Raw genomic sequence first — 20,265 nt, 5'->3', positions numbered from 1 at the left:
GCGGCCCGGCTGCGTGCCCCGCCGGGTTTCCTGGTCAGCGCGTCTCGGCAACCCCGTTGCGCACCCGTTGGACTATCGTCACGAGCGCCAGCACGACCAGCGCGCGCCACCACCACGTGGCCCATGGCGCGACCGTCAGGCCGAGCCCGATCCACAGGCCGAACGCACCGATCGCCACCGCGCGATCGCTCTTGCCGAGCGGGCCGTCGTAGCGGCGCGTGGCGCCGGCCAGCGGCCCGATCAAGCCCGCGCATTCCACCACCGCGGCGGCCAGCGCGAACGCCCAGATATCCGCGGCGTTGAATGCGGGAATGACCAGAAACGGTAAAACGAGTGCAATGTCGGAAATCACATCGCCTAACTCGTTCAAATAGGCGCCGAGGGCGCTCTTCTGTCCGAATTCACGCGCCAGCATGCCGTCGATCGCATTGAGCGCCATCCGCAGGAACAGCCAGATCGGGATCAGCAGGAAGAACCGGTAAAAGCCCGTGGCCGCCAACGCGCCCACCACGATCGAGCCGAGCGCCGCGCTCAGCGTGACCTGATTGGCCGTCACGCCGGCACGCGCGAGTTGCCGCACCAAAGGCCGCAGCAGATTCTGGAACTTCGGTTTGAGTGCGTAGACGCTCATATTGATTTAACAGTTCAAGCGGGTTGACCGGCCGATACACCCGGCTGATATACCTATTACCCGGAAACGGAATTGTCGCGAGGCTATTTTTTCGAGCGATTAGATCGAACGATTAGAAACAGCGACATCGTCATTTAAATGGGAGGAAAGGTCAAGAATCGCCCCGCTCTTTAAATCGATGTGGTGATCGACGAAAAAAATCGTCATAATGCCGCGACCGAAACGCCACCGGCGTTCAGAATGGCGCAATCAATGAGTCGGATTCAATGAGTATCTGGCACGCATGGCAACGCGACTGTCTGCTGGGTGTGGTGCGTCTCGTCGCGGGCGCCTATCCGGTCTGGCATCACGGCACACCGAACGCAACGCAAAAGATCTACTTCTCCAATCACACCAGTCACGTCGACACGCTGGCGATCCTCGCCGCGCTGCCAGGCGAGTTGCGCTCGCAGGTGCGCCCCGTCGCGGCGCGCGACTATTGGGAGCGCGGCAGGGCCAAGGTGCATATCGCCACTCACCTGCTCAACGTGGTGCTGATCGACCGCAAGAAAGAAGGCGACGGCGATCCGCTGGAGCCGGTGCGCGAAGCGTTGCGGCTCGGCTATTCGATCATTATTTTTCCGGAAGGCACGCGCAGCGCCGAGGCCTTGCCGCAAGCGTTCAAGAGCGGCCTGTACCGGCTCGCCGGCGAATTTCCAGCGGTCGAGTTATGCCCGGTCTACCTGGAGAACCTGCAGCGCATCATGCCGAAAGGCGCGATCTGGCCGGTGCCGCTGATCTGCAAGGTGCATTTCGGCGCCACGATCACGCTGGCCGAGAACGAACCCAAGGCGGATTTTCTGCAGCGCGCGCGTGAGCGCATCGTCGAACTTTCGCCGGTGCGCCAGACGGATTGACGGGACTCGCATAACAACAACGGGGAAACACACACGATGAGAACCGCGTTCTGGGAACTCGTGGCCGGCCTGACCGGCTTTCTGGCGATCGCTTCGGTCATCGGCGGCCTGCTCGCCTGGCGCGACGGCGGCCGCAGCGCGACCATCGCCAATCTGAATCAGCGCATTCGCGCGTGGTGGGGAATGATCGCGATCATGGCGATCGCGATCGGGCTGGGGCCGAGCGCCACTTACATCGTGTTCGCCTTCGTGTCGTACATGGCGCTGCGCGAATTCATCACGCTGACGCCCACCTCGCCGAGCGATCACACCACACTGTTTATCTGTTTCTTCATTGCGATTCCGGTGCAGTACCTGCTGCTGTGGGTGAACTGGTACGGCATGTTCTCCATCTTCGTGCCGGTGCATCTGTTCATCACGTTGTCGCTGGTGTCGGCGCTGACGCAGGATACGCATGACTTCCTCAGCCGCAGTGCGAAGATTCATTGGGCGCTGATGGTGTGCGTCTACGGTCTGAGTCATGCGCCCGCGCTGCTGATTCTGGATATCCCCCGCTATCAGGGCGAAAACGCGCTGCTGCTGTTCTTCTTCCTGCTGGTGGTGCAGATCAGCGACGTATTCCAGTACGTGGTCGGCAAACTGTTCGGCAAGCGCAAGATCGCACCGAGGCTGAGTCCCTCGAAAACCGTCGAGGGGTTTATCGGCGGTGGGCTGCTGGCTACCCTATCGGGGGCCGCGCTTTACCGGATCACGCCATTCAGTTTCGGTGCGGCGTTTCTGATGTCGCTCGCTATCGTGCTGGCGGGGTTCGTCGGCGGACTGGTGCTGTCCGCGGTTAAACGCTCGCTCGGCGCGAAGGACTGGGGCGCGATGATCGCCGGGCACGGCGGTGCGCTCGACCGGGTCGATTCGATCTGCTTTGCCGCACCGGTGTTTTTTCATTTGGTGCGGTATCTGTATGTGAATTGAGGGATGGGGCGGCTTCGTGGCGCATTCGTGTCGGTTTCTTTGCGGCCTAGTTGTTCGAGCAACCGCCGCAACTGCTTGAACTGCAACTGCTGGAACTACAACTGCTCGAACTGCTGCAACTGCTCGAGCTGCACCCGCTGCCGTCGACGCCACTGCCGGAACCGCTGCTGCCGACAACCGCCGGGACGTTGAGCGCACGCCCATAACTGGCCCATGCCGTGCCCGACAGCGCGCCGACACCGAGGAGCGCCGTGCGCCATAGCAAGGCGTCGGATAAACCCGTGTCGTTCGATGCGTGCTTTTCGTGCGATTGGCGCGCCTGTTTTTGCAGGCCCTGTTGCTCCGACCGATCCCGCGCCGCCACAAAGCGCGCGCGGCACTCGGCGAGCGCCTGCTGACCGCCCTTCGTCGGCCCGCTGCGGCCGAGACCCGGCAGCCGCCTCATCACGATCACGTAGGCAAGCGCAAACAGGATCACGCCGATCATCAGCAGCATGACCGGCCGGTCCCGGCTCATGCCGACGCAAATTTTCGCGCAGCCGAGTGCAGTCACACACAGCGCCAGCACGCGCGCGACGAACAGCAGGCCGCGCATGCCGCCGCGTTTCCATAGCCAGCCGCTTTCGATCAACTCCGCGTCGAACGATTTCTCCTGCAGCATCAATTGCGCGCGGAATGCCACGTAATCGGCCCGGCCGTCTTTTCTCGCTCGCAACCATTGCCACTCCGACGCATAACGGCCAGCCATGGCGGCATTTTCGGCCTTCACCGAGGGCTTCTTGGTCGGGTAAGGCGAAAAACTGATCGCGCCGGCATCGATCAGCGTGAGCGTCGCGACGCGGGCCATGCGTTGCACGCCGCCGGTGAGGAACGCGGCCTGGTCGGGTGTCATCGAGCGGATTGCGTGAGGCGCGCCGTGGACTCCCCACGTGTGTCGACGGTATTCGAGTTTCTGCGCCCAATAGATCAGCAGCAGAACGCCGAAACACAGCGCCAGATAGAACTGCAGGAAATCTCGTCCTGCGTAATTCAGGAGGTTGAAATCGATCGTGGTGACGTCGCCCGCGTACGCGCATGTGGCAACGGCCGCCATGAGCCAGGCCAGGCCGCCGAGCGGCAACCGGCGCTCGCGGTAGGCGCTCCAGTGGTGTGACAGACGGGTGATGACGTGGTCTGTTTGGTCTGTTTGGTCTTTGTACGTGGCGTGCGAGATTGCATCGTCCGGCTGCGTAGTTTGCGCGGCGTGAGCCCGTGACGGCAAACGCGGCCAGACCGCCACGGGTGGCTCCGTGCCGAACAGGCGCCGGTAGTCGTCGAGCGTTTGTGCGTAGGCCTGCGCGTAAGCCTCGGCCTCGCCGGGTGCGCCATTGCCCGGCGTGTGATGCAGCGGCGCGCCCAACACCTGGGCGCAAAAGACGTCCCAGTATTCCCGGGTGTATTCGAGGTGCAGATGCCACGCGGCATCCACCGCTTTGGACGGCGTCGCGATCTGCCCCGTCGACACCGCGAGAAACGTGAAACGCTTGTATTCGGCGATCACCTCGGCCGTATGGTCGCTCGACCAGCCTTCGCGCTGCGCGAGGCGCACGCTGTACGGCAGCGCAACATTCGGTGCATCGGGCGAATAGGCGTCGAGGCGCTCGATCAGCGCGCATTGGGCGGTGCTCATGGGCTGCGGCGAGACCGCGTTTATGGTGGTTAGCGCAGGCGCAGTGAGTGCGATTGGCGGCGTAGCGACCGGCAACGTAGGGTTTGAATATCGGCGCATGGATCGGTATAAATCGCGCGGCGCAATCATTCGACAAACACGCGCCGAACTGTTTGGAAGTGGCCGCCGCTTGAACTGAAACGAGCACGCCGTTTTTCAGCCGGTTAATCGCATTGAATTCTAATCGAGCAAAACCCCAAAAGTATAGCGTTTCGGCGGCATTGCCAAAGCCGCTAAGCAGCTGGGGATTAACCCGCCGCGCGATTGTCGGATGAGCGGCATTGCGCCGTTTATTTCCGGCTCATATCCGATAAACCGATTCGCTCAGAAGAACGTTTCCGCTATTGAATGCGCGGCAACGCGCCGGATTCGGAAGCCGGCGCAGCATTGTCCTGCGCGGCGCCGCATTGATGGCAATGCGGAAAGAAGAAGAAATTCCGGCCGAGGCATGCACATATATTGAAGAGCTTCAATCCGCAATGCACGCAGAACGTGGAGTCGTCGCCGCCGAGACTCCACTGCTTGTCGCACGACGGGCAGCGCTTCTTTTCCAGCGAGCGAACCGCCTTGTCATAACCGATGGCGCGTGCCCGCACGCCTTGATCCTGCTGCAACTCGATACGCTTGCGCTCGGCGTAGCGCTGGAACGCCCTCATCATGTAGAGCCCGGCGAACACGGTCAGCGCGATGCCGACCAGCACCCGCACATAGCCGCCGAAATCTGGCAGATACGGGACCAGTTCGATAAAAAACGCGCTCAACGCAAACAGGCCGAAACCGTAGACGAACGGCCAGTAACGCGCTTTGCGGTAACGGATAAACAGCCAGATCCCGATCAGCAGAACCGGCAGCGTCAGCGCAAGCCGCAGACCGAACACCTGCAATTCATAGCGCCGCGTCGCCTCGTCGAAGCGGCGTTCAGCCGCCGCGTCCGCATTGGCGCTTTGCGTGTCCAACTGCGCCTGCCGGGCTGCCAGCGCGCGTTGCTGGTCGTCGAGCGCATCGATCTGATGCTGCCAGTCGATCGCCACCGCCTGTGACGCATCCAGCTTGCGCGTGCGCGCCAGCAGGTCCGGGTCGCGCGTGCTGTCGCCCGTCACCGAGCGGGTCGCCAGCCAGTTGCGGAAACTTTCTCGCGCATCCGCGTAGTCTTTGACGGCGCGGCGATGCGCCACTTCGAGGGTTTGCGCCTTCCCGTCCAGTGTGTCGTGCTGCGCCTGCAAGTCGCGTTTCGCTGCGTCCAGCCGCGCTTTGGCCGGAACGTCCGCGAATTGCTCGATTGCCGGCGGGCCGCCGCCCGGCGCGAAATCCATGTCGCGAATCACCAGACTGCCGAGCATGTTCAGAAACACGGCGAACAGGATCGCGATTGCCCAGGAGGCGAGTTGCAGAAGCCGCGCTGGACGGGTCAGGCTATCGCTGGAGGTTGCCATTGCTGTGTGCCTTTGGAATAGTTTCGACTTTGCACGAAAGAATACCGAACAGTTCTATCCTCGCCAACGCAAACCCTGAAAATGATGCCCATTGGCAGGGAATGAATCGAGTCGGCACGATTAAAATCTGCCCGCGGCCAGCATTTTTTATTCGCCGTGAGTACGACATATTCAGCGGTTCTGCAACGGCAATCTCATCGTCGGTCGTGCCGATGAAGTCGCGATAGAAAGTCAACGAGGGGCGCGGCCGTTAATCCGCATTCAGAACTTCGGATGGCACTCGAAATTAACCGACGACCCATGCTCGGTCAGCATCTGCACGCCGCTCACGCTTTCCATCGTCACGCTGGCCATCATGCCGCGGCTTTCGCAATAGTCGCGCGCCTCGGTCATGGCGTGCTCGTGCGCGCGCGCCCAGGCCATCCGGCCGCCGGTTGCGCTCGCAGCCACCGTGTAGGTGCCGGGTTTGTCGGTGGCAACGACGTCGGTTGCCGACGCACAGCCCACGAGACTCGCGCACGCGAGCGCGGCGGCGATCAGCGCACGCCAGCCGCTCGCCGAGGAATGTTGGGAGCCACGCCCGCCAAACATAACGGAGGCTGCCTGCCGTTCAGGGCGCCGCTGCGGGACCGTGTTGAACATATATCACCTGCACTTTTTATCCGGTTCATCGAGGGTGAAATTATCCGCAATCGCGTGACGAAGATCAGCCTCATCGACTGAAAACACTGTTGCGAGGGGCTTAACAATGTCACCGGATGTAAGTGGAGGTGCGCGGCACGAGGTTTGCTGAAGGATCGCATCGTGGCTTTCTATGGAGCGTGCCGAGATGGCCGTTCGGCAATCCATTGCACCGGAACCAACATTGCCCGCCGACGCCCGCGGCATGATCGGCAATATGATGACCACCGCGCTGGTGTCGCTGCGCGGCGCGATCGACTTCATGTGCTTCCCCCGCATCGACTCGCCGGCAATTTTCGCCGGCCTGCTCGAACCCGAGCGCGGCGGCGCCTTCTCGATCGAACCGGCACTTGCGGCCGTCCACGTCAACGTCAAGCAGATGTACCTGCCGGACACCAACGTGCTGCTGACCCGCTTCATGACGTCGGATGGCGTATGCGAACTGCTGGACTTCATGCCGGTGCCTGAAGATCGTCCCGCCGGCGACACCGAACCCGCCGCGCCGCTGCCGAACTGCGTGATTCGTGTCGTGCGAATGGTGCATGGGCGCATGACACTCAGACTGCGATGCGCGCCGCGTTTCGATTACGCGCGCGGCGAGCACACGCTGCACCGGGAAGAAGGCGCGGTCGAATTCCATCCGATCGACGGCAGCTTGCAATTGCGGCTGAACAGCACGGTGCCGCTGTCCGTCGACCAACACGACCAACAAGCCGCCCATGCCGAATTCGAACTACGCGACGGCGAGTCGGCCGGCTTTGCGTTCGGCGAAGCCGCTGCGTTGCGCGAGAAGACGTTCGATTGCGACACGCTGCTGACCAGCACGATCCGTTACTGGCAAGCCTGGTCAGCGCAGTCCACCTATCGCGGCCGCTATCGTGAAGTGGTGATGCGCTCCGCGTTGACGCTCAAACTGCTGAGTTCGCGCGAATATGGCGCGATCGTCGCCGCGCCGACTTTTGGTCTCGCCGAAGCGCAGGACGGTTCGCGTCGCTGGGACTATCGCTTCACGTGGATTCGCGACGCGGCGTTTTCCGTGTACGCGCTGCTGCGGCTGGGCTATACCGGCGAAGCGCGGCACTTCATGAAATGGATCGCTGAGCGCAGCCGTCATTGCGACTCGGACGGCTCGCTAAACGTGATGTACACCGTCGACGGTCTGGCGCCGCCCGAGGAAACCGAAGCCACCGCGCTTGCCGACGGCTCGCGAAATGCGCCGCTGATCGGCAACGCCGCGCGCGATCAGACGCAGCTCGACGTTTACGGGGCGTTGCTCGACGCGGTCTACCTGTACAACAAGTACGGCGCCGCGATTTCCTACGATGGTTGGCGTGACGTCACGCGCACTGTCGACTACGTGGTCGCGCACTGGCGCGAACCGGATCACGGCATCTGGGAATTTCGCAATGGCCGGCGGCCGCTGCTGCATTCGCGGCTGATGTGCTGGGTCACCGTGGACCGCGCATTACGGCTCGCGGAAAAGCGCTCGCTGCCCGCCCCGCTCAAGCGCTGGTTCGAGACCCGCGACGCGATTCACCGTGACATCCATGACCACTTCTGGAACGAGGAACGGCAAGCGTTCGTGCAGACGCCGGATTCGGCGACGCTGGATGCGTCGGCGTTGATGATGCCGCTCGTGCGCTTTATCGGCCCGACCGATCCGCGCTGGCTCGGCACGCTCGACGCGATCGGTCGCGAACTGCAGGTCGATCCGCTGATCTTCCGCTACACGCGCGGTGCCGAACTCGACGGCCTGCCCGGTGTCGAGGGTGGGTTCAGCGCCTGCTCGTTCTGGTACGCCGAAGCGCTGGCGCGCGCGGGCCGCGTCGATGCGGGCCGTCTCGTGTTCGAGAAGATGCTCGCCTACGCGAATCACGTCGGCCTGTTCTCCGAGGAAGTCGCGACCAGCGGCGAGGCGCTCGGCAATTTTCCGCAGGCCTTGACGCACCTCGCGCTGATCAGCGCCGCCTATCAACTCGACCGCAATCTGGACAAAGTTCACGTGCCGTGGACTTGAGGGCGGCGCGCTGGTTTCGTCAAGGTGAAGCGTTACCGCCCGTCGGCGCGTTGACTGGCGCGCCGCCCCCCTCCGGCGATCCGATATCGTCCGGCGTGGGGGTCGGCGAGGAAGCGGCTTCGCCATTCCCGCGCGCTTCGCCATCGACCGGTCCGCTCGCGGCCAATGGCGCCGATGCAGGCAAGCCGAGCAACGGCGGCAACTCGCGCGGCGCGGACGCCGCAGCAGACGCCGCCGAAGTCGAAGCCGAAGACACTGAAGACGCCGAAGAAGAGGCCGAAAAAGAGGCCGAAGAAGACCCCGCAGTCGAAGCCCCGGCCACCATCGCCGCAACTGGCGCCCGCCGCGTCGTATTGCGCGTCGTCACCGGCGCCTCGGCCTTCTCCGGCGACGACAACACCTGCTCGAACCAGTCGCGCAAGCGCCCGGCGCGCTCGGCAAACCAGCCCGGCTCCTGCTCCGTCGCAAACTTGACGCGGCTGTCCACCAGCTTCGAGCGCTGCGCACGCTGGAAGAAATCGCCGACGATCGGCAGCGCGCTATGCGCGCCCTGCCCCCAGTAGTCGCTGCGCAAGGTCACGCGGCTGTCGTTGAAGCCGACCCACGCGCCCGCCACGAGCTGCGGATGAATCAGGATGAACCAGCCGTCCGCATTGCCCTGCGTCGTGCCCGTCTTGCCCGCGACGTCGCCGCGCACGCCGAAGCGGCTGCGAATGCTCGACCCGGTGCCCCGATTCACGACGTCGCGCATGATGTCGATCAGCATGCGGTCGGCGTCGGCGGGCAATTCCTGTTTCGGCGACACCGGCGCGAACTCGGCCAGCACGTCGCCCTTGCGGTTTTCGATCCGCGTGACCATGACCGGCTCCACGTAGCCGCCGAGGTTGGCGATCGTGCCGTAGGCCGAGACCATTTCCTTCAGGGTGACCGGGCTCGTGCCCAGCGCGAGCGACGGCACCGCGTCCAGTTCGCTGTCGCGCACACCCATCGCACGGGCCAGTCGCGCGACCTTGTTCGGGCCAACCGTTTCCATCAGTTGCGCGGTGATGCGGTTGCGCGAAAACGCCAGGCCGTCGCGCAGGCTGATCGCGCGATCGCTGGGCTCGTCCTCGTCGTTGGGACGCCAGACTTCGCCGCCGGCCAACTGGATGTCGACCGGCTTGTCGACGAACGTGTCGCTTGGTTTGGCGCCCGCTTCGAAGGCCGCCGCGTAGACGAACGGCTTGAAAGTGGAACCCGGCTGGCGGCGCGCCTGCTGCACGTGGTCGAACGGGTCCTGGGTGAAGTCGCGGCTGCCGACCCACGCCCTGATCTGGCCGTTGCGCGGGTCCATCGCCAGAAAATCGGCCTGCACGCGGGTCTTGGATTCGCACAGCGACTGCACGAAGCCGCGGTCGGCGGAGACGTGCTTCAACGCGTCCTCATCGCTCAGGCCAGTGGCTTTCGCAGCCTGAAACTCCGGCGTTTCGCGCAGGAAGGTTTGCAGCAGATCGCGGCCATTCGAGCAGCCCGAGCGCGCGCCCCACGCCGAGTTGGCGATACCCTGCAACTGGTTGCCCTGCAGCGTCACCGCCTGGGTGGCCATGGTCTGCAGACGCGAATCGATCGTGGTGCGCACCACGAGGCCGTCGGCATAAAGGTTGTAGTCGTTGCGATCGGCCCACGCGGCGAGCCACTTGCGCAACTGTTGCGCGAAGTGCGGCGCGGGGCCCGGCGGCTCGGTCTGACGCTCGAAATCGATCCGCAACGGTTTGCGCTGTAACGTCTGATACGCGGCAGGCGTCAGCTTGCCGTACTTGACCATCTGCCCGAGCACCGTATTGCGCCGCAGCAGCGCGCGCTCGGGGTTCAGCACCGGGTTGTAGTAGCTGTTGCCCTTGAGCATGCCGGTCAGCGTCGCGCTTTCCAGCACGGTCAGGTCGGACGCCGATTTGTCGAAATAGGTGCGCGCCGCCATTTCGATGCCGTAAGCGTTATAGAGGAACGGCACCGTATTCAGGTAGGTCTCGAGGATTTCGTCCTTGGTGTAGAGCGCCTCGATCTTGAACGCCGTGATCGCTTCCTTGATCTTGCGGGTCAGCGTCGGCGCGCGGCCGATTTCGTCCGGATAGAGATTGCGCGCGAGTTGCTGGGTGATCGTCGAGCCGCCCTGGCGGTCGCCGGAAAACGTATGCAGCGCGGCCGACGCCGTGCGGCGCCAGTCGAGGCCCCAATGCTGGTAGAAGCGGTGATCTTCGGTGGCGATCAGCGCGTTCACGACGTTCGGCGAAATGTCCTGGAGCTTGACCCACTCGCGGTTGGACGGCTTGAATTCGGCCAGCAGCTTGCCGTCCGCCGACAGAATCTGCGCCGGCTGCTCGATCTTGGCCTTGCGGATATCGCCGATGCTCGGCGTGAACGGAATCAGCACCAGCGCGTACAGCACCAGCAGCAGCGGACTGGCCGCAAGCGCCCATGCGAGGCCGCGCCGGGTCGGATGGCGCACATGCCACAGGGCACGCGCGAGGGGCGCGTTCACTCGGGTCAGGCCTTTGTCCAAAGCCGCCAGGAGGGGGGTGATCAGGCGCGTCAATCTGGCTTACCGTCTGCTGGGAAAGGCGCAATCCTACCAAGACGGCGGGCAGCGGCTGGGTTTTTGCGTTTTTCTGGGCGCCGGTGCGAGTCGCTGTGGCTCGTTCTGGTGCGTTGTATCTCGCGGCGGCCGGCTTTGGCGGGCCGGGAACGGCGGCGCAAGGACTTCGCACGGACTTCGCACGGACGTCGCATGGGCAAACAATCGCGGCCCACTATAATGTCGGCAATTCCGACAAGAGGTGCTTCATGATCATCAAACCGCGCGTGCGTGGCTTCATCTGTGTTTCGACCCATCCGACCGGCTGCGAAGCCAACGTCCGCGAACAGATCGACTACGTCAAGGCACGCGGCCCCATCGCCAACGGCCCGAAGAAGGTGCTCGTGATCGGCGCCTCCACCGGCTACGGTCTCGCCGCCCGCATCAGCGCCGCGTTCGGCGCCGAGGCCGCCACGCTCGGCGTGTTCTTCGAGCGCGCCGGCAGCGAAACCAAGGCCGGCACGGCCGGCTGGTACAACACCGCGGCGTTCGAGAAATTCGCCACGGCGCAGGGCCTGTATGCAACGAGTATCAACGGCGATGCATTCTCCGACGAAGTCAAGCAACGCACGATCGAGGTCATCAAGCGCGACCTCGGCCGGGTCGATCTGGTGATCTACAGCCTCGCCGCGCCGAAGCGCAAGCATCCGAAGACCGGCGAAGTGTTCAGCTCCACGCTGAAGCCGATCGGTAAGTCCGTGACGTTCCGCGGCATCGACACGGACAAGGAAGTCATCAAGGAAACGATCCTCGAACCCGCCACGCAAGCCGAGATCGACGACACTGTCGCGGTAATGGGCGGCGAAGACTGGCAGATGTGGATCGACGCGCTGCTCGAAGCCGGCGTGCTCGCCGACGGTGCGAAGACCACGGCGTTCACCTATCTCGGCGAGAAGATCACGCACGACATCTACTGGAACGGTTCGATCGGCGCGGCCAAGAAAGACCTCGACCAGAAGGTGCTCGGCATTCGCGAGAAACTCGCGGCCCACGGCGGCGACGCGCGCGTTGCCGTACTCAAGGCGGTCGTCACGCAGGCAAGTTCCGCGATTCCGATGATGCCGTTGTATCTGTCGCTGCTCTTCAAGGTCATGAAGGAGAAAGGCACGCACGAAGGCTGCATCGAGCAGGTGTATGGCCTGTACAAGGACAGCCTGTACGGCGCGGCGCCGCACCTCGACGACGAAGGCCGTTTGCGCGCGGATTACAAGGAACTCGATCCGGACGTGCAGGCGCGCGTGCAGGCGCTGTGGGGCCAGGTGACGAACGACAATATCTACGAACTCACGGATTTCAGCGGTTATAAGACGGACTTCTTGCGTCTGTTCGGCTTCGAGATCGCGGGCGTGGATTATGAGGCGGATGTGAATCCGGACGTGGCGATTCCGGGGTTGGTGCAGGTCTAACTGCGCGGGGGGTGGCCGTGTGGGGTGGCCGTATTGCGATGCGATGATTCGCGCTACGTGGTCGCCCCTCCTGTCCCTGCCATCCCTGCCGGCGACACTTCATGATTTATTCCCGATCGATTCCTTTATAGGTCTCTTCGCGAAGATGCTCGTATGCGGTGGCATGTATGGATGCATCGTTCGAGCATCGAAAATTTTCGACGCTTTTCCCGTCTTTCTCCGCAACAACACCCGCGCCAGTTTCAAAGGACTCGCGAGTGGTCAGGTTTTTGTCGTAGATGAAATACGTATAGCCGTTTTTAGTAAATTTCACGTGTCCTTCTCCGCCTCCAGGATAGGGTCTGCTACTGACGAAAAATTCACCACCCGGGCCGGACATTTTCTCCGGATAAGCAAGATAGACTTTATTTCCAGACCTGAACCTGTAAATGAAGCTATTCGTGTCTTTCGAATAGCACAGTTCGGCGATCTTCTGGTTATGCTTGCAGTTAAAGGCAACCTCTTCGTTAGTCCGGCAAAATTCACCTGCCTGAACGTAGTCCAGCAATCCACACGATAGAAATAGTGACACCGCCATTCTTTTGATCATGACTCTAATTATCCTGCGCCACACCGAGCAAAGACGCGACTCGATTAAATGAATTTTTCCTCTCGGCGTACCCATTGAGGCCACCATTAACCAGATTCGTTACGTTAGCGACTGTTGAACCGGGATCGTCGCAGATCGAATTCGCGCGAATATTTTCCCAGTAGAAAAATGCCGTCTCGACACCATAGTCAAGGCTGGAAAGCACACTATCCGGATTCGCGACGAAATCCCGCTGATCAGCCGGGAACTTTTGATTATGAGAATTCTTGAATTGCGTGTAGTTCCGTTTGCCGGTCAATTGGATGATTCCTCGCCCCCGATACTTATAGCCGTCGCCGGTCTCCTCGCCCCCGTTATCCATCCGGTTGGCATAGACGTAGTTCGCCAGGCGTTCGGGTTGATGCGAATAATAGTCAGCCTGCGTCCATAGCTTGCTTCTCAATTGACCGAAGTTGCAGACAATGTCGAGTGGCGTTTCATGAAATCTGGCCGTATGGGCCTGATTGGGCGCAGACTTGCAACCAAACTTCTTTTTCATTCCCCTGGCGCTGTAGCTCAATCCCTCCTCCAGATTTTTAAAATGACTTTCCACCGCAATCTGGGAGAGAAAATGGGCGATCCGTTTCGGTCTATCTATTCCGTACTTCCGGGCCGATCTATTCAGGTAAGGCAAGACTTCCCGATGATATGACTCGGATGTATCGGGATCGACTATTCTCAGCATGGGCAATGTGATCAGGTCGTCAGCTTCGGCCAACCCGTCGAGGAACGTCAGCGGGTTGAAATGCCAAACGTTCGACGACGCCGGAAAGTCGTCCACCCCTTGAATCTCATCCCACCAGGAAAGCCGATCGATCCGCTCGAGCTCGTGCTTAAGCCGCTTCGGATCGCTCTTCAACAACGCGTCGTTTTGCGCCAGCACGTTCCACTTAGCCGCATCGGACTTCCCTTGCCATTCGCTCGGATGTCTGGCGACGACGTGTGCAAGCGCATGCCGCACGACGGGGTTGCGATTCGCCGCGGCAAGCTCGTCGGGCGTGATGTCGCTATCCGGATGCTGATCGATGAGCCGGTAGATCTTCCTGAAAAATTCCGGCACGCTCTCCGGATCCATGTAGCCGTTTGCAGCCGCGTTCGTCTCCTCGATCTGCCGGAAACCCAGCTTCACCCAGTCGTATTGCGCGACATCCTGAAGGCGACTCTCGGCCACCCAGCCGGTCAACACGCCACCTTCTCCGATACCCTCGACCGGAAACCATTTCCTGTGCTGCATATCGAGCTTCGCCAGCGACGCAGTCGTATCGACCACGACCGGTAAAAGCAGCGGCTGCGTGCCGGGCGTAAAAGTACACGCGCCGGAAGCCGATACCGCCTCCCTTGCGGGCGCGCCCTCCGTGCCCGCAACCTTGAATTTCCGGCCTTCGGTCACGCCGGCCGCATTCGCAAAGAAGTCGTTGAAGTTCGGATCGCCGGTGAATATCTCAAGGTGAACCTGCTGTCGAGTCGCCTTGTCGTGATCACCTGGGCCGGGCGTTTCGTACAGGCCGAGGTGGCCGATGGTGTCGCCGGCTTCGATCGGAATCGGCGGATTGCAGGTCACGACGTTGAATCGATCGGGGATCAGCGGGTCGCGTGACAGACTCGACCCGGTCGCGCTGATCCACACGGTGGAACCTACAGCCACCGGCCCCGCGTTGCCCGAGCCGAGCGTGAGTATCGTCACCTGAGCGAAGGGTTTCATCTTGTTGCCGTGCCTAAGCAACTTCTCCTGCTCGATCTTGACCGTCGTTCCCCCGGGCACGGTGTGGATGACTGCGCCCGCGATATTCTGGGCCGCCGGTTCGCCTCGTGCGCTGACTTCATGCAGCAACGTTCCAGTCGCTTTCCGGCTCGACCTCCAGTACGCCGGTCGCTTTCGGGTAACGGCACCGGTGCGGGTCTCGAGCTGGACGCCGTTCGTTTCGATCCAATAATGCCGTCCGGCAGCGATCGCCTGCGATGTCGGGTTGCCTGACTCCGGTACCGTATCGACAACGACGTAAAGCAGCTTCGTTAAATGATTGCCGGCCACCGATTGCACTTCATCCAGCACCGACAACTCCGTACCCGAAGGCACTGCTATGGCCGGATTCACCGACGGTACGTCATGGAGGCCGGAGAGTGAAGCGAAGCCCGACACCGCCATCGCACCAGAATCCGACGACGTTTCCACCATGGCCGGACACGTCCCGTACGCCACCGCAGACGTTCCCTGCACCACGACATGCTGTGCGTAGCCGCTATACGGCAGCAGATGCATATAGAGGCTGTAGAAAACCAGCGTATTCCGCGCCCCCGGCGATGCGGAACCCGAGGTAGACGACTTGGGCGGCGACTCATAACGATGCCGCACCAGACAGAACGACGTTGAGTACTTCAAGGTCTGCGCGTTCGCACCTTCTCCCCAGGTCGACGTGGGATAGTCGTCGTTCAGACGGTAGGCCACCACCTCGCCTGTCGCCATGGCACGGATCGGCCGGGCGTCGGCCAGATAGCCGCAGGTGGCGTCGCTGATATGCAGTCCGCCGTGCCAGAAGCCATGAGCACCCAGCAGGTAAAAACCGGCGGGTTCGCCATCCAGATGGTCGAACAGTTCCTTCGCCGACTTGAACTCACTGCCGTCTGATCGCGTAAGCGGGTACTTGAAGCTGAGAGACATGGGAATACTCTGGCTTTTACTGGTTTCGAATGACGCGCTTAGTGGCGCTTAGTGGCGCTTGGCGGCGATCGCATGTGCTTGCTGACTGCGTGGCATCGGACGACCGCGGCTGTGCTCCCCTATGCCAGCTTTGCCTTCCCCACCAGCAGCACTGTCGAAAGATTAAGCCATATTCCTCATACTGATCTGTCAACTTTCCCAAATTTCTCTGTGGAAATTTCGGCATCCAAATCAAGACAGAAAAGCCGCTATTTCTGGCTCTTTTCTTAACCTAACGCGTCTTCGTCCAGGCTCTGCGACTGCGCCATGTAGCCATCCACCGCGCGCATCACGCGCACCTCGAGCGCAGCCGCATCACCTTCTTCGCGCTGCCCGGCGGCGTCGACCATGCCATGCACGATCGCCAGCAAATCGTGCGCAACCAGACTGGCGTCGCTCAACGCAGGCGCGTCCGGCTTCTCCGTCAATGCACTCATCAGCACCGCGTGAACCAACTCCGCCAGCCGCTGATGACGTTCGCCGAGCGGCAACCTGCGCTCCTCGAAATCGATGACGCGCGCCAACGCCGGGCGTCGCATCTGATGCGTGACCGCCGCGCGCACCATTGCCTGCACGCAGCCGCGCGAACTCGCCACCAACGACGCCGCTTCGATGTCCACGAGCAACTGCGCCGTCTCGCGCTCGATCAGCGCCACCGTCAACGCGTCGCGATTCGGGAAGTACTGATACAGCGAGCCGATGCTGACACCGGCACGCTCGGCGACCGCGTTGGTCGTGCAAGCGACGAGCCCCTGCGTCTCCAGAATGCGCGCAGCGGCTTCGAGTACGGCTTCGACGGTTTGCGCCGAACGCCGCTGAACCGGCGCCTTACGGGGCTTCAAACGTTGTGCCGCAGTGGACTTGGCCATGGCTAAAAGGCGAGTTTTTAACGTGAGTGATCGCTCGTATTCTAAGCCTGTTTTCGCGAAGACCCGATCAACCCCTTAGCCCTCTTAGCCCTCTTAGCCCTCTTAGCCCTCTTAGCCCTCTTAGCCCTCTTAGCCCTTTAGCCCTTTAGCCCTTTAGCCCTTTAGCCCTTTAGCCCTTTAGCCCTTTAGCCCTTTAGCCCTTTAGCCCTTTAGCCCTTTAGCCCAACGTAGGCCACGCCCTAGCCGGCGTCAATCGGCCTTCATTTTCACCAGCCCGGATAGCGCCATCAGCGTCCGATCGATCAACTCCAGTTTCAGTGGCTTATCCGCCTGGAGTTTTTTCTTCGGAATCACAAGGCGCCACTGTTCATCCAAGCCCGGTTCGCGGTAGAACGCCACGATCGCGATATACGCCGTGTCCGCCTGAATCGGCTCAGAAAGACTGACGGCGGCACCCGGACTCACCACAGCCGCCGCGCTCGCCCGCAAGTCCTGTGCGAGCAAGGTTTTGTCGCGCGTCAGCAGGTCGCTGTACGACGCGGCATCGAAGCGCTTACGGTCCGTCAACTGATAGACGCGCACGACGACTGAACAAGGCCGGTTGGCTTCGTCCGGATTGATGGACGCCCGCGCCACGAAATCCACCTCGACCGTCTTGATCTGTCTGTAAAACATCGCGCGATAAGCGCCCGCGGTCGTATCCGAAACGCCTTGCCACGCGCCGCAACTCGAGAGCAGCACGATCGATAAGAAACCATTGAAAATCAGGCGAAAAAACACGAACACTCCGGATTCAGGTGACGCGTTCAGCGTCGAGAAACGGGTTGTCAGCGGACGATGGAAACGCCTCGCAAACGCCGAGCGGAATCGTCATCAGGCGCTCCGCCGAAGAAGGCAATACGACGGTCCATGCCAAGCGGGGCGCGGGCCCCTCATACGACGCGCCGACAACAGGCGCAGGCGCCCAGCACGACGACATTTCCATCTGTAGCAAAACGTCGGCCTTGACGCCGACATAAAGTTTTAGACACGCCGTCAGTTCCCGATGCAACGCGGCCCCCGGCAGAAGCTCATGCGACTGGCGTGCGTCCGCCGGCCGCAGCGTCACACGAACTGCGCCGCCGCGATACGCCAGACGTGTGCCAAGCACGACTCCCCCGCCAAGACCTGGCGGCGCCCGTCCCGCCTCGGCGACGCAACCCAGCGGGGTGGGTTTGCCCACCGGCTTGAGCGTCGCGTGAAACTCGTCGACACGCACCTCGACGCCCGGCGCGGCCAGCGCGACCACGCCCGCGAGCCCCTCCGACGTGCGCGTTCGCTGGATCAACAGGCCGAGCAGCGCCAGCGCGCGCGAATCCGGCAAACCGGCACGCGCTGGTTTGCCGCCCCAACCAAAACCCGCGAGACACAGCAGATTCCGCGAATGGTCGTCGACACCGCCGGCACGAAAACCGATCGGATAGCGATACTTCTTCCACGCGCGATAGAGCAGCGTGGCGAAACGATGGTTGAACTGATCGAGAAAGGCTTCGACGGCTTCATGTCCTTCCTCGCGCAGCACGATATCGTCGATCAGATGCGACGGCATTGCCGCGTCCACGCCGTAGAGACCCATGAAGGTGGTACGCACCGTCGGGGCCGAGCCGGGACGTTCATCGTCGAGATCGACACACGCCACCTCGCCGGCCGGAAAGCCCACACGCTGACGCGGCCGGAAGCGCACCGGTTCGAATTCCGGCGTGCCTTGGGTGCCGAAACCCGGCCGATCCGGCATACGCAGTTCCAGCAGCCGGCACAACTGCATGAAGGTCATGGCCGGCGCGCGGGCGAGCAGCGACGCGACGAACGGGTCAAGCACCTGCGTAACACCCTGCGACGAAACCCGCGCGGTCATGACGGACAGCGCAGCGCCTTGCTGCGCGGCCAGACGGTGCGGGCCTGCGAAGGCAGGCTGACTATCTGGAGTTGCGTGAACAGATTGATCTCGGCATACAGCGCAAAAAACCGGTGCAGCAGTTCGCCGAACAGCATCAGGTCACCCTCGCCCGCGAACGCGTGGCTATCGAGCGTCACGTCGATCTGCACGCCACGTTCGACCGCGCCCCCCGTCACCTCCTCGCGCAGTGCCTCCGACACATGCAGAATGCCCGCGAGACGACGCCGGTTCAATTCGTCGCCGGTCCAATCGTACAGCGCCAATGCCCCGCGCAACACCTCGGCGTTCATCATGGAGAGAAAGTTCGGTGCGAGATGGGACAACACCCGCCATTGAAAGCGGTCGCTGGTAGGCGGATACAGAGGCAGCGTCGGCGCGACAAGATTTCGCACACTGGAGACATTCGGCACACCCGCGCCGAGTTCATCGAGACGCGCCTCGCGCAGGCCTTTTCGCGGCACCATGCCGTTCGTGCCGGTCAAGCGCAGGGACAGGCTTTCTTCCGGAAGATCGGTCATGCTTTCCCATGCGTGGCCGCCCAGAACGATCCACGTTTCATGCCGCCCCGCGCCGCTCTGGCGCACCCGTGTATGGAAATAGCGCTCGGGCGCTTCGTGCCGCAGCATGCCGCCGCGGTGCCGGAAGGTCGCGAACGGCACGTACTGGTAACGCTCGGCGTTGTCGTGATCGATCGCTTCGATCGCATCGACGGAATACGTTTCGACGTGTCCCGCCGCGTGGCCGGCCGGCACGACACGGTATTCGGTCTGGTGGTGATCGACCTGGATTGTTTCGGCTTCCAGCGGAAACAGATTGATGACCGGCGCGCAGAACAGGCGCACGTTGTCCGCGGTAAACCGCTGGTCGGACGGGTAACTGTGCGTGAGGAGGATCTCGAGTTCGAAGCCTGTCGTGTCGGCAGGCAGTGCGGTCGCATCCAGACCGCACAGATCCACGAACAGGAATTTCTCGCGAAAACTGAAGTATTCGAGCAATAGCTGATAGCCCGAGAACGCCGCGTCCGCCTTCGGCCACAATCGTTCCTCGAGCGTGAATCCCGCGGCTTCGATGCTGACGCCGTCGAGCGGCAGCGCATCGCCGCCGCGCACTTGCGGAATGCGCCACGCGATCGACGCCACTTGCCGCGTCAACGCGAGGTGCATCGCGAACGCCGTCGGCAAATCGGCATTCAGATAGAGCGGCAGGCGCGAGAGATCGGTCGCGTCGCGGCGCGCCGACCGGTCGAGCTCGAACTGCAGGCCGATCACCGAACGTCCGTCGTGACGCACGGCCGGCGCGGCGCTGACGAGTCGGATCGGTTGCAGACGCACGGCCCGGGTCGTGCGATACAGACATTGCACGGCCTTCGGCGCCGAACCCGCATCGTGAGAGGCCGCCGCTGGCGGCGTGGCGATCGGCGCCGAGCGCACCGGCACGCCGGCGGGCAGGCATTCGGTTTTCTGCAATTTTTCGGCGATCGGCGTGAATTCAACGATCGAAAGCGACGGAATCATGCGCAGGTAATGCGGCCATAGCAGACTGACGAGTCCTTCAGTCAGCTCGGGCAATTCGTCGTCCAGTTTTTGCTGCAGACGCCCGCTCAGGAACGCGAAGCCCTCGTAGAGACGTTCGACGTACGGATCCCGATCGCCCACGCGATCGAGATTGAGCATGCGGGCCCGGTCGGGATACGCCTCTGCGAACTCCTTGCCGGCCTCTCTCAGATAGCGCATCTCGGCGTCGTAGTAGCGCAGGATCGGATTGTCGTGGTCCATGGAAACT

15 protein-coding genes are annotated in these 20,265 nt (G+C 62.2%); 4 read left to right on the top strand and 11 right to left on the bottom strand.

The window, feature by feature from the left end; genetic code table 11:
* Positions 1–34 precede the first annotated feature (34 nt).
* Positions 35–631, bottom strand: coding sequence for a CDP-alcohol phosphatidyltransferase family protein (locus BX591_RS08305; RefSeq protein WP_111930170.1), 597 nt, complete (start codon positions 629–631; stop codon positions 35–37).
* 266 nt (positions 632–897) lie between these two features.
* On the opposite strand from BX591_RS08305, the gene BX591_RS08300 reads away from it, so the two are divergent.
* Both BX591_RS08300 and BX591_RS08295 read left to right on the top strand, forming a co-directional pair.
* A complete protein-coding gene (locus BX591_RS08300; RefSeq protein ID WP_111930169.1) occupies positions 898–1,527 on the top strand; it encodes a lysophospholipid acyltransferase family protein in 630 nt (209 codons plus the stop codon).
* 36 nt (positions 1,528–1,563) lie between these two features.
* A complete protein-coding gene (locus tag BX591_RS08295; RefSeq protein ID WP_111930168.1) occupies positions 1,564–2,496 on the top strand; it encodes a phosphatidate cytidylyltransferase in 933 nt (310 codons plus the stop codon).
* A gap of 46 nt (positions 2,497–2,542) precedes the next feature.
* Here the strand turns inward: BX591_RS08295 and BX591_RS08290 are convergent, their stop codons facing one another.
* From BX591_RS08290 to BX591_RS08280, 3 genes are all read right to left on the bottom strand, one after another.
* On the bottom strand, positions 2,543–4,165 hold the full coding sequence (locus tag BX591_RS08290; protein WP_244146874.1) for a TIGR04222 domain-containing membrane protein: 1,623 nt from the start codon (positions 4,163–4,165) through the stop codon (positions 2,543–2,545).
* A gap of 380 nt (positions 4,166–4,545) precedes the next feature.
* Entirely contained in the window at positions 4,546–5,637 is a 1,092-nt protein-coding gene (locus tag BX591_RS08285; RefSeq protein WP_111930166.1) for a zinc ribbon domain-containing protein, read from the bottom strand.
* 261 nt (positions 5,638–5,898) lie between these two features.
* Complete coding sequence (locus BX591_RS08280) at positions 5,899–6,228, bottom strand: hypothetical protein (RefSeq protein WP_244146873.1); 330 nt, start codon at positions 6,226–6,228, stop codon at positions 5,899–5,901.
* A gap of 238 nt (positions 6,229–6,466) precedes the next feature.
* On the opposite strand from BX591_RS08280, the gene BX591_RS08275 reads away from it, so the two are divergent.
* Positions 6,467–8,335, top strand: a complete 1,869-nt coding sequence (locus BX591_RS08275; RefSeq protein ID WP_111930292.1) for a glycoside hydrolase family 15 protein — start codon at positions 6,467–6,469, stop codon at positions 8,333–8,335.
* A 19-nt stretch (positions 8,336–8,354) separates the two neighbouring features.
* Here BX591_RS08275 and BX591_RS08270 read toward each other — a convergent pair whose 3' ends face one another.
* The gene (locus tag BX591_RS08270; protein ID WP_111930164.1) at positions 8,355–10,907 is read right to left on the bottom strand and encodes a penicillin-binding protein 1A; all 2,553 of its coding nucleotides are present in this window, start codon (positions 10,905–10,907) and stop codon (positions 8,355–8,357) included.
* Positions 10,908–11,155: 248 nt separating this feature from the next.
* On the opposite strand from BX591_RS08270, the gene fabV reads away from it, so the two are divergent.
* Positions 11,156–12,352 (top strand): enoyl-ACP reductase FabV, encoded by a 1,197-nt coding sequence (gene fabV, locus BX591_RS08265; protein WP_111930290.1) that lies wholly within the window; start codon positions 11,156–11,158, stop codon positions 12,350–12,352.
* Between the two features lie 106 nt (positions 12,353–12,458).
* Here fabV and BX591_RS08260 read toward each other — a convergent pair whose 3' ends face one another.
* From BX591_RS08260 to tssF, 6 genes are all read right to left on the bottom strand, one after another.
* Positions 12,459–12,941, bottom strand: a complete 483-nt coding sequence (locus BX591_RS08260; RefSeq protein ID WP_111930163.1) for a hypothetical protein — start codon at positions 12,939–12,941, stop codon at positions 12,459–12,461.
* Between the two features lie 4 nt (positions 12,942–12,945).
* Positions 12,946–15,639: a glycoside hydrolase family 19 protein gene (locus tag BX591_RS08255; protein ID WP_111930162.1), complete on the bottom strand. Its 2,694-nt coding sequence runs from the start codon at positions 15,637–15,639 to the stop codon at positions 12,946–12,948.
* Positions 15,640–15,905: 266 nt separating this feature from the next.
* The gene (locus tag BX591_RS08250; protein WP_111930161.1) at positions 15,906–16,547 is read right to left on the bottom strand and encodes a TetR/AcrR family transcriptional regulator; all 642 of its coding nucleotides are present in this window, start codon (positions 16,545–16,547) and stop codon (positions 15,906–15,908) included.
* Positions 16,548–16,796: 249 nt separating this feature from the next.
* Positions 16,797–17,327: a type VI secretion system lipoprotein TssJ gene (gene tssJ, locus BX591_RS08245; protein WP_111930288.1), complete on the bottom strand. Its 531-nt coding sequence runs from the start codon at positions 17,325–17,327 to the stop codon at positions 16,797–16,799.
* 13 nt (positions 17,328–17,340) lie between these two features.
* Positions 17,341–18,441: a type VI secretion system baseplate subunit TssG gene (tssG, locus tag BX591_RS08240; RefSeq protein WP_111930160.1), complete on the bottom strand. Its 1,101-nt coding sequence runs from the start codon at positions 18,439–18,441 to the stop codon at positions 17,341–17,343.
* A complete protein-coding gene (gene tssF / locus BX591_RS08235) occupies positions 18,438–20,258 on the bottom strand; it encodes a type VI secretion system baseplate subunit TssF (protein ID WP_111930159.1) in 1,821 nt (606 codons plus the stop codon). Before tssF ends, tssG begins: the two co-directional genes overlap by 4 nt.
* Between the last annotated feature and the right edge of the window lie 7 nt (positions 20,259–20,265).

It is taken from the genome of Paraburkholderia bryophila (assembly GCF_003269035.1).
GTDB lineage: Bacteria > Pseudomonadota > Gammaproteobacteria > Burkholderiales > Burkholderiaceae > Paraburkholderia > Paraburkholderia bryophila.
This window is presented reverse-complemented; position numbering and strand designations above follow the sequence as displayed.